The organism is Serratia sp. T13T92, from assembly GCF_047530105.1.
In the GTDB taxonomy this organism is placed as follows: domain Bacteria; phylum Pseudomonadota; class Gammaproteobacteria; order Enterobacterales; family Enterobacteriaceae; genus Chania; species Chania fonticola.
The window spans coordinates 1-2,557 of sequence record NZ_JBLJAK010000101.1; the positions used below are offsets into that span (position 1 = coordinate 1).

Genomic DNA, 2,557 nt, shown 5'->3' on the forward strand with positions numbered 1-2,557 from the left:
GGGGCTTTTGGCGGGCATCGAATTGATCCACATGATACGCAAAGGACAATATCAGCATCCGGAAAGTGAAGGACTGTCACCTGCGGAACAATTTTATCTGTTGGCTGCCTAAATAATCGGCAACACCAACTTTGGCTGGCCTGTGCCCGTTAATGCGACAGAACCGATTTAACGACGCTTACTTTTTATCCCTGATAAAATAAAGGCGACAATATGCTAAGCCTCGACACATTATCGAATGTGTGGTAATCGATTGCATTTTTAGAATAGTTGAATTTTTTTATGTCACGTATCGAATGCACCTCAAACGTTGGAGTCACTCCAGTTTGTATTGCATCGCCGCCGCTCCAATTCATCCAAAAATGTGAGAGCATATCGCCATTTTTGGGGTGGTTGGTTCTGTCAATATCTTCTAACAATATTGCTCCGCGATTCGGGTCAAACAAAAAAATCGATTCACTATCCCATACAAGCACGGCTGCATGGTGATAGGGGCTAGGAAAGGGTTTAGTCAGACTCATAAAAGCTATGAGATTATCCGGTAACATTGTTACATCACTATCAAGGTTAAATACCCCTATGTTTTTATTTATTATTTGTTCGTAACATGTTAAGGTTCTCTTACATACTAATCCATCTTTATTTTGAGTGTAATATAGTTCCTTTAAAATCTCATAATAAATTAAATCATGTGTTTTTGCTGGGATACAATCCAGTACCCTGCAGAAATTCTTTGCTATTTCGAATGCGAATCGAGGAGTGCATACTGTAGTTGTTTTCTCCGACATCAGTCTGAGCAAGACTATTGACAACGCAGCGCATATACCGTTATGTGTAATACCATATATTTTTTCAAGAGTCCTGCATAACGTAGATTGTTTAAAAGTATGAGTTTCGGTTTTCATTTGATATGATTTTATTTAAATAATCTAATGTTGATAACTATCGAAATTAAAGTCTGGATTTCGACATGAGCGCGTTATTTTTAGGTTCTGCCGCATTAACGGCCACAGACCAAGCAAAGTTGGTGTTGCCGATTATTTAGGTAGCCAACAGATAAAATTGTTCCGCAGGTAGCAACCCCTCACTTCCGGATGATGATATTGTCCTTTGCGTGTCATGTGGATCAATTCGATGCCTGCCAAAAGCGCCTGTGCCCGTCGAAACGATTTGAATCCCAGCATAGGCCTTATCCGGCGTTGGTGATGATTCCAATTGGTTGAACTTGATGTATAATGCTCGCTTTTCAGGTTATCTCATGGCCAGCGTTAAGCTTCATTGCCCCCGTTGTCAGTCTGCTCAAGTTTACCGCCACGGTCAGAACCCTAAAGGCCATGACAGATTTCGCTGCCGTGACTGCCATCGCGTGTTTCTGCTCACCTACACCTATGAAGCCCGTAAGCCGGGTGTCAAAGAGCAGATAACCGAAATGGCGTTCAACGGTGCCGGTGTTCGCGATACCGCAAGGACGCTGAAAATAGGTATTAGCACCGTCATTCGCACTTTAAAAAACTCGCGCCGCGTCGAATAACATCCTCTCCGGTTGCTCATGCTGACGTAGCAGTTATCTGCGACTCGATGAGCAATGTAGCTTTGTCGGCAGTAAAGCCCGGCAGCATTGGCTCTGGTACGCGTACAACACCAAAACAGGCGGAGTCCTGGCCTATACGTTCGGTCCCCGTACTGATCAAACCTGCCGTGAACTGCTGGCTCTACTCACCCCTTTTAATATCGGTATGATAACCAGCGATGACTGGGGTAGTTATGCCAGAGCAGTGCCGAAGGATAAGCATCTCACCGGCAAAGTATTCACTCAGCGTATTGAGCGTAACAACATGACACTGCGTACACGCATCAAAAGACTCACTCGCAAAACGATTTGCTTCTCACGTTCTGTTGAGCTGCATGAAAAGTTCATCGGTGCCTTTATTGAGAAATACATGTTCTACTAATTGGAGACATTACCCACCAATCAAAATAACTTTTTTAATTTCACACCTTAATTAAAGAGGTTTACACACAATTATTGAAATAATAGCTGATTAGTGGTGCAATTTAAACATTAAATAAATTTAATCAGATACGAATAAAGATGGATCATTTGGATGTCAGACACATGCGTGTCTTTTTGATGCTTGTCCGTGAGAAAGTTGTGTCGAAAGTGGCTCTATCTCAAAGTAGGCGATCAGCGCCTATCTGAAGAGTGTAATGGTCTAATGATCCCGGACACTTTGTTAGAGCCCCATTCCCAGTCGAAACGCAACAAAACAGTAGGGCATTATGCCGCCTGTAAGTGCGTTAAAAATGGTTCTGTCGCATTAACGGGCACAGGCCAGCCAAAGTTGGTGTTGCCGATTATTTAGGCAGCCAACAGATAAAATTGTTCCGCAGGTGACAATACCTCACTTTCCGGATGCTGATAGTGTCCTCTGCGTATCATGTGGATCAATTCGATGCCCGCCAAAAGCCCCTGTGCCCGTCGAAACGATTTGAATCCCAGCATCGCTCTTATCCGGCGTTTGATATTGCGGTGATCTTGCTCAACCAGATTGTTTAG

2 protein-coding genes and 3 pseudogenes are annotated in these 2,557 nt (G+C 43.4%); 2 read left to right on the forward strand and 3 right to left on the reverse strand.

The window, feature by feature from the left end; genetic code table 11:
• Positions 1–112 (forward strand): annotated as a pseudogene (locus tag ACMV5I_RS29290) (IS6 family transposase); the annotation flags it as partial.
• Between the two features lie 73 nt (positions 113–185).
• Here ACMV5I_RS29290 and ACMV5I_RS29295 read toward each other — a convergent pair.
• Positions 186–905: a hypothetical protein gene (locus ACMV5I_RS29295; protein ID WP_414825950.1), complete on the reverse strand. Its 720-nt coding sequence runs from the start codon at positions 903–905 to the stop codon at positions 186–188.
• Positions 906–1,041: 136 nt separating this feature from the next.
• A pseudogene (locus tag ACMV5I_RS29300) lies at positions 1,042–1,202 on the reverse strand (IS6 family transposase); the annotation flags it as partial.
• 56 nt (positions 1,203–1,258) lie between these two features.
• On the opposite strand from ACMV5I_RS29300, the pseudogene ACMV5I_RS29305 reads away from it, so the two are divergent.
• Positions 1,259–1,952: pseudogene (locus tag ACMV5I_RS29305) on the forward strand (IS1 family transposase).
• Positions 1,953–2,359: 407 nt separating this feature from the next.
• Here ACMV5I_RS29305 and ACMV5I_RS29310 read toward each other — a convergent pair.
• Positions 2,360–2,557 (reverse strand): DDE-type integrase/transposase/recombinase (locus ACMV5I_RS29310; protein WP_414825951.1); only part of this gene is annotated, 198 nt, incomplete at its 5' end.